The sequence below is a fragment of the Pseudundibacterium arcticum genome (assembly GCF_042646465.1).
Taxonomy (GTDB): domain Bacteria; phylum Pseudomonadota; class Gammaproteobacteria; order Burkholderiales; family Burkholderiaceae_D; genus Undibacterium_A; species Undibacterium_A arcticum.
In genome coordinates this window covers 82,235-89,560 of sequence record NZ_JBHRTP010000071.1, presented here as the reverse complement: position 1 = coordinate 89,560, position 7,326 = coordinate 82,235, and the positions used below count along the sequence as shown (strand labels likewise).

8 protein-coding genes are annotated in these 7,326 nt (G+C 52.4%); 6 read left to right on the top strand and 2 right to left on the bottom strand.

The window, feature by feature from the left end; translation table 11 throughout:
* Positions 1–2 precede the first annotated feature (2 nt).
* The 3 genes from ACFOFO_RS20110 (at position 3) to ACFOFO_RS20100 (ending at position 2,299) form a co-directional block, all read left to right on the top strand.
* The gene (locus ACFOFO_RS20110) at positions 3–902 is read left to right on the top strand and encodes a PRTRC system ThiF family protein (RefSeq protein ID WP_390332585.1); all 900 of its coding nucleotides are present in this window, start codon (positions 3–5) and stop codon (positions 900–902) included.
* Between the two features lie 237 nt (positions 903–1,139).
* Positions 1,140–1,706, top strand: a complete 567-nt coding sequence (locus ACFOFO_RS20105; protein WP_390328690.1) for a hypothetical protein — start codon at positions 1,140–1,142, stop codon at positions 1,704–1,706.
* A complete protein-coding gene (locus ACFOFO_RS20100) occupies positions 1,703–2,299 on the top strand; it encodes a hypothetical protein (protein ID WP_390328687.1) in 597 nt (198 codons plus the stop codon). The genes ACFOFO_RS20105 and ACFOFO_RS20100 overlap by 4 nt, the downstream gene beginning before the upstream one ends.
* Positions 2,300–2,369: 70 nt before the next feature.
* Here the strand turns inward: ACFOFO_RS20100 and ACFOFO_RS20095 are convergent, their stop codons facing one another.
* Positions 2,370–2,948, bottom strand: coding sequence for a YcbK family protein (locus ACFOFO_RS20095; RefSeq protein WP_390332583.1), 579 nt, complete (start codon positions 2,946–2,948; stop codon positions 2,370–2,372).
* Positions 2,949–3,034: 86 nt separating this feature from the next.
* Positions 3,035–3,985, bottom strand: coding sequence for a PD-(D/E)XK nuclease-like domain-containing protein (locus tag ACFOFO_RS20090; RefSeq protein WP_390332582.1), 951 nt, complete (start codon positions 3,983–3,985; stop codon positions 3,035–3,037).
* Positions 3,986–4,232: 247 nt separating this feature from the next.
* On the opposite strand from ACFOFO_RS20090, the gene ACFOFO_RS20085 reads away from it, so the two are divergent.
* The 3 genes from ACFOFO_RS20085 to ACFOFO_RS20075 all read left to right on the top strand — a co-directional run bounded on the left by ACFOFO_RS20085 (position 4,233) and on the right by ACFOFO_RS20075 (position 7,318).
* The gene (locus tag ACFOFO_RS20085; protein ID WP_390332580.1) at positions 4,233–5,177 is read left to right on the top strand and encodes a hypothetical protein; all 945 of its coding nucleotides are present in this window, start codon (positions 4,233–4,235) and stop codon (positions 5,175–5,177) included.
* Positions 5,178–5,247: 70 nt separating this feature from the next.
* Positions 5,248–6,276 carry a recombination directionality factor gene (locus ACFOFO_RS20080; RefSeq protein ID WP_390332579.1) on the top strand — a complete coding sequence of 343 codons (1,029 nt, stop codon included), beginning with the start codon at positions 5,248–5,250 and terminating at the stop codon, positions 6,274–6,276.
* On the top strand, positions 6,257–7,318 hold the full coding sequence (locus tag ACFOFO_RS20075; protein WP_390328679.1) for a hypothetical protein: 1,062 nt from the start codon (positions 6,257–6,259) through the stop codon (positions 7,316–7,318). The genes ACFOFO_RS20080 and ACFOFO_RS20075 overlap by 20 nt, the downstream gene beginning before the upstream one ends.
* The last annotated feature ends 8 nt before the right edge of the window (positions 7,319–7,326 follow it).

The following is a 7,326-nucleotide window of genomic DNA, read 5'->3' as shown; positions in this document are numbered from 1 at the left end:
GAATGGGTGTCCAGTTTGCCGTGAAATCGGTGTCCAGTTTGGTGTGGAATACGCACCAATGGCCTGTTTGTCGACCTCACGCAACATTGGGAGGCCAAATAATGGGCATTCACATGATCCATCCGCGGTTGCTGCAGCAGAAAGTTCGTGTTGCAGTGATTGGCGCCGGCGGGACTGGTTCGCAAGTATTGAACGGTCTGGTACGTCTACACCTGGCATTGCTCGCCTTTGGTCACCCTGGAGGTTTGGACGTCACACTTTGGGATGATGATCAAGTCAGTGAGGCCAATGTCGGGCGGCAGTCGTTTTTTCCCGGCGATGTGGGTGCCTATAAAGCGCCCACTCTCATCAACCGCATCAATCTCGGTTTCAACCTTGATTGGAGCAGTCAAGTCGAGAGGTTAACGACCGATGAGCAGTTGCATTGCGAAATTGTGGTTGGTTGCGTGGACAATCGCAAGGCACGAAGTGCGATCCTGAGTTCTGCGCAGCGCGGCCGGGTAATTTACTGGCTCGATTGCGGCAACCGGCTCGATGATTCGCAGGTTATCCTTGGTGAAGTAGATCCAAACAGGGCAAGACAGAGCAATCTGACTCGCCTGCCGCATGCCGCGGATCTGTTTCCCAATCTGATCAATGCTTCACTTGATGCAGAGGACGGCGTGCCTAGCTGTAGCTTGGCTGACGCATTAGAGAAACAGTCGCTGTTCATTAACAGCACCACTGCCCTTCATGCGTGCAACATCCTTTCGCAGTTGTTCCGTCATGGGCAAATCGCTAACCATGGTAGTTTTGTCAACTTGAAGACTGGGCGCACTGCCCCTCTGATGGTCGATGAGGAAGCCTGGAAGCGCTTTGGTTATGGCGTCAGCAAGAGCCGAAAGAAAAAGAAGGAGAAGTAAGAAGCACAAGAAGGGCCGCGGATTGCGTGGCCCTTTTTCGTTCCTGCATACGCTGTGCCATATTGCCATCACCCGGGATTTCACCTATCATTTAGTCGTTCTATCCCCTTTCAATCATTGAAAGGCGGCTTCTAGCTGGAGTTAGCCAGCATTATCTTTTGCAGCTCTGCCTGCTCAACCTTCGGGAAACCAATCCCGAAGGGGTCATGGTTTCTCGAATTTCAAAATGGAGAACCCATGAAGAAAATCAACGAAACCAGACGTTGCGCGATCCAGCTTCCCGCAGGAATTTCTTATGAACCTGTATTTGTCGCCATCGTGCAGGACGACGACGCCGAAGTGACAGTGCTCGGTGTTGAAATGCAATGGCGGCTTTTCGGAACAATCTGTGATCGGGCGGCATTCTGCGAAGGTGGCGACCTCACCGTTCTGCACAAGGTCACATCACCCGAAGCCTACATTAAGGGATGGCGCGCGGCTTTCATGGAAGCGATTCCTGTGGTTCGCCTTCCTGATGGGCTGACACTCGATGCGACGATCGTCACCGATTATCAATGCCTTCCGTCCTATTATGAGAAGGAATTCGGCCGGCTGTTGGAGGAGCATGTCTCAACGCTCAAAGACGGTCATATTCGCTTCAGTTTCGACCTGTCAGATCCGGTAGAGGCTAAGCGATATTGGGACAACCTGAAGTTCCACAACGTCAAAGACACGCCGTCTGTCACGGCGGCGTGGACTACTCTGGCAGTTCAGCAGCTCGACATGGCCTTCGGCAATCTGTTTGCAGAGGAGGCCGGAGCATGAGTCACTTTATCGAGTTTGCGTTCGCTGCGTTTCGAATTCCTGCCGCAGATGCCGGGACAAGCGAGGATCAGTTCCTTGCCCTGTCATTGGGAGGGGATAACAACGTGATCACCAAGAGTGGCGGGGTTGCCCGGAATTGGAATGCCGTCGCTCTCGGCTCCCACCAGGACGTGATACGGCGTGTGTGCCATCTATCCTCGAATCTTGAATCAGGCGGTCAACGGGTGTCCGGGTCCAAGCTTTCCGCGGAAGGCTATATCGGTAAGTTCCGGCGCTTGCTTGAAACTGCCCCTCCGATCCAGGATCGCATCTGGAATACGAATGGGGGACCGTTCTCGATTGCTTTCAAATTCGCAGCAACAGCGGAGCGAATGAAGGAAATCGAGGCAGCGAGTCCGACACTGGTTGCACGGCTTCGCGCCGGTGGTCATTCGAAAACGGTGAAGCGCTGGTACATGAATGAGCCGCAGGAACAATGGGATTTTCCTCTCGATGATGACTCGATGAAGAAATTCTTTGCGGTACTGCCGGCCTTTCGGCCGTTCTTTGAAGCTTGGAGTCTCGTTGAAGTATCAGGACCAGGCTGCAAATAGTCTGGCCCAAATATAAATGCCCCCTACGTCTGACGTAGGGGGCATTTTTTTTGGGCGGTATGACTTGCGGTTACCCACGCCAGACGCGTAGCCGGCCCGAATCGAGATGCACGAAGCCTTTTTGTGCATAGTACCCTACCCCGCCGCCTGATAAGTACACACCGAGCCTGGCCATATACTCGGTAGATATGCCGGCCATCCAGAGATCGGTCGCTTTACCATACGTGTGCATGGAATTGCGCGCGGCTCCCTCCGTGACTGCATTGGTGTGGACGTTGCGGTACCCGCTGTTGATGATGAGTGGTTTGGTGACCCCATAGGCCTCAAACCAGCCGTAGACGCCGCGCATGATGTCCAGCAGGATGATATCCATCTGAACGGCCTGTCCCGCCTGGACATCGCGCAGCAGTTTGCAAAGGCGAATATAGCCTTCGGGGATAATGCGCCCATCGTCCCAATAAGTCTCCCGAACCTGTTCGCCTGTGCTTTTCCGGTACAGCCACAGTTCACGGGGGCGATTCCAGAAGTCGTTGGCGATACCAGCTTGGGGCAGTAAGGCCATGGCCGGCAGGCAAGCCGCGGCGCGTAGTAATGCGCGTCGGCGTGGCAGCTGTAGGCCAAGCGGCGATAGTAGGGTTGGATGATCCATGCGGTATTGTTACCGACACACCCTCCCCTTCCGATGACGAAAAACCCCTGATTCCGAGTTAATTACGGTGGTTTCTGCCAATCGGATCAGTCCAAGGCGTCCGGCGCCTGGAACACAGCGTATTTTGGAATTTCGTCGAGCCGATTGTAAGTGTTCTGGTATCCCGGCCAGACGCCTGTTTCCCGGCATTTTTTGAGCGTGCGCAGGGCATATCGGAATTTGCGCATGCCATTCTCAAAAAATTGAGATCCAGGGCCGGTCTCTTGCAGCTGTACGCCATGTGGCTCATCCGTTTCCACTGGAATGAAGCAGAAGGGTAAATCGTGGCCAGTGAAGGCTTTGACACCGCAAAAATACATGGCTGCTTGGAAATCGTAATCCAGTTTCAGTGCCTGGGTCTTGAGGAAACCGTCGAGCCTCGCATCACCTACTGTCTTCAGGTCGAATGATATGAGTGGATTGACCAGGCAGTCGACACGAATTTTGCACATGATCCCGGTTTCTTGATCACGCCAGTAAATTGTCTTCTCGGACTCTCCCTTAGCGATCAGCTCGCCCAACAAAACGCCCGGATGATTCGGTATCACGTAATTGTTGACCGCATCGCACATACCACGAACAGTTTTCATTTCCGCCGGCGTGAAAATGATCTTGCCATGATGTTGACTCGCAAATTCCTTCCATTTCGCGCCGCTCCGAGTACCCCCATCCCAGACCGCAGTACTTGAATCGAACAGGTGTGGCTCCAGAACGGCCGTATGCAAAGCGGTCCCGATATTTTGAGATCCTGTCGAGGCCTTGCGTAGCGCGTTCATCGCCGCATGAAAGTGAGCAGGCGACTGCAGCAGATTTTTCAGCTGTGAACACGACACGCCGGTTCTATCTGAGTGATAGACGGCGTTTGGCACTTCAATGCTGTAGCTCTCGCTGTCGACTCCATTAACCTTCAGGGCCGGGAAGTCCGTGATTGACGGCTGGTACAGCGCGGCAAGCTGTTCACCGAGGCTGGGAGCTGGCATTTCAATGGCTGCGGTCATATTGGTTTCGTGTGTTTAGTTGAAATCACGATACCGAACAAAGCCATATATTCAAGTCCCCTGCCGCATTGTTCTGGTCAAATTTAGTCAGAAATGAGCAAAAATTGCCCGTTTCTCCGACTTGAATCGAGAAAATTGGCCTGTACGATGGCATTCATTGTGCAGAGGGCCTAGCCATGCATGCAAGAAGTCATCTTATCAATTCAGCATTGCGCTGCCGGTGACGACTCTTTTGTGTGGAGAAACCATGTTCGACTTAGATACGCGTATTCGTACGAATCATGAAAATATTGCAGGTGTCCTGCAAGGAACTGTCACGCCTGGGCAATGCCACGAAATTGCTTCGCTTTCCCCAACTGAGCGGGATAGGGTTATCAATAAATTGATGGGCGAGGCTACGACCGGAAGGTTCGTCGTGCGGGGGTTGGATCAACAGGCCAAATTGTTTTTCATACCGGTGGTGTTCACCCCAAACGACCGTGAAACGAGCCTGATCGCAAATTTTCATGGAGCCAAACAAGTTGCAGACGCGTTAGCAAGATCTGGCCTCGGTCAGCATCAACAGAGTGTACGGCTAATACCGAAGATCTTTGAACATGAGGAAGTGGCTCACTGGTCGACTGGTGATCTGCAAACCATGGTTCACATGATCATGACACTAGATGAAGACAAGATTCGTCGCTTCCCAAAGCGCGGCAGCGCAGCAGATGCCCATGAGTCGACGCCGATTCTGTCGTATCTGGTCGGCGCTGTTTTCTGTCGATCGCCAACTCGCCCCGTCTTGGATGTGACGGATTGGTCGTACGTCAGTGCTGTCGCTGCCAACCTTCTTGCGTTGCAAGATGGCGGAAGCGAATTACAACGATTGCCTACAGTTTTGCGGCCGATGGAGTACAAGGAAGCGCTCATCGAAGGCACTATTTCCTCCGTCCAGTCCACCCGCGGGTTTCTGCAGAGCGAAAGCGTCGATGAGGAAGGAGAACGCGGTGAATGCGATGGTGGCATGCAGATCGGACCGACGAATTTCATATTTGCCCCTTCCGGTTCGCCTTGTATCTATCTTGACGGAGTAAAAACGACTGCCGTGTTCCAAATGGACACACACCGGCTTGGAACGGAAGGGGTGCAGCGGGTCATGGAACGCTTACACGATGTCGCTTCGTGTAGGACTAACAAAAATGCTTGCCACTGATTTTAGGGACTTGTTTTTCAAATGTTGCATGGTCCAATGAATCGTCAACATTTTTAAACAGGAGTCGTCCATGCTGCACAACATCGCTTATGTCACACCGGTCCTCGGCGCAATTCGTCTTGGTCATATGGAAGAACGTAATGGCAAGCGTCTGCCGCAAAAGGACGATTTCTTTTCTATCACTGGATTGCACAAGGAGGTCGGCCAGTGGGTTCCCGATCCGCTGCAGAAGGCAACGCTGGAACAGCAGTCTGAAACTGCCGATCAGAAATTGCGTGCCATCCCAGTACGTGTCCTTTACGCCGATCCTGAACTGAATAGCTCCGAACGTTATGAGGCATACGATATTGAAAAGAAGCGCCTTGTTTGTGCAGGGGATGGGAAGAATGCCAAGCGTATCGAAGACAACGGAACGATTTCGGAAATACCCTGCCCAGGTGATGCATATTGCGAGTTTGGTCGTCACAACCGTTGCGGTATTTTCGGGCGTGCCTTATTCCAGATCGCAGGCCAGACCGATCAGATGGGCGCTTACATATTGCGAACAGCGAGCTACAACGCTGTCAATACATTGAGATCCAAACTTGTCGGATTGAATGCGCTGTTTGGGGATCGTCTGCCGTTTGTACCGTTGAAATTGGTGATGCGAACAAAGTCTAGTCCTCTGTCGATGAATACGCCGTTCTACTATCCCGATCTGGAACTGGATGGCGATATCGTTGAGTTGGCGAAGCAAGCGGAGGTGCAACGCCAAAAAATGGTCGATGCGGGCCTCGATCGCAGTGCATTTGAATCGAAAATGAAAACTCTTCGAAATAATGGCCCATTTGAAGATCCTTCTGAAATCTTCGAGGATCGCGAAGAGTTTTTGGGCGCCACCGAAATCGTCATAAAGGGTGAAGGATCTGAGCTGAGTACAACAAGTCAGGATGGTTCAACTAGCAACGGTGCAAAGACAGTTAGAACAACACCATTCCCCCGTAAAACTAAGCTACAACAAGCATTAGCTTTGCATGATATCTCCGCGATCTATGCGGTACCCGGCCAGCCTGGCGCTGCTGAAATTTCCTCTTTGAGCCATGGAACACACCCGAACTGAAGTTGAGTCTCATGCCATCGATGCCATCATTGGCTCTACGATGGAACTCGACCTTGGCGTCAGGAGTTGGAGCAATGTCGCCACAACGATTTCCGCGTCGGCCCTTCTCTACGATGATTCGTGGAGAAGGGCCTATGTGATGAAGACCCATTTCGTGGCAGAAGCAATCAAGGTACGCCGCATCGGAAAACGTGGGTTAGCCACGATGATTGCCGGCTTTGCTTTCATGATTATTTGTCTCGGCATGAGCTATTCGGGCGTACTGAATAGGTTTGAAGGTTTTGCCCCTACCCTCGCCAAGCAACAAGGGTTAGCGACTGCAGCGCCGATAGTGACGCCACGCAAATCATCAGACAACATCGTTGAACCAAAAGCGGCGGCTCCAATGCCCTCGCCTGCATCGATGAGTATCGTAAATACGGTGCCTGTTCAGAGCAAGCAACTGTCGGCGGGATCAGCGCCCACGGCGGTGGCTGTAATGGCTCAGCAGGCCAAGGCGCCCTCCCCTGTCCCAGTACGGGAGGAATCCAAAGCGCCGGCTTCAGCGCCCTCCCCAGCGAAGCCATTTATAGGCAAAAGGCCGGAGGATTTCTTGCCACCTGCACCATTGCCTTTGTGGGCCGGAAAATCGCCTTTGCCGAATCAGGAGGCGCAACCGGAAAAGGAAGAGAAGGCAATGCTTGCAGTGGATGAAACGAAGGCGCAGGAGATTGGAGAAGCGCGACAACCTCGGCAAATTGAACCTAAGACGGATGCAAAATCAACTGCGCATGAGTCTCAAAAGACAAAGTCGACTTTAGTAACTGATCCAACAAGGGAGATGTCCGTGAATCAGGCGGATTCGAAAGCCAAGCTAACACTCCCAGCCTACACGGTATTGGCAGTAACTGCCGATGGAGTGGTTATTACTGATCCGGCCACACGTTTACCCAGAGAGATCAAGGTCGGCAAATCGCTGCCAAACGGTGAAGTCGTCAAAAAGGTGAGTTCCAAGACATCACAGGTGACGACTGATAGACGAATTTTGAAGGTTTCCGAATAGGTTTTCCA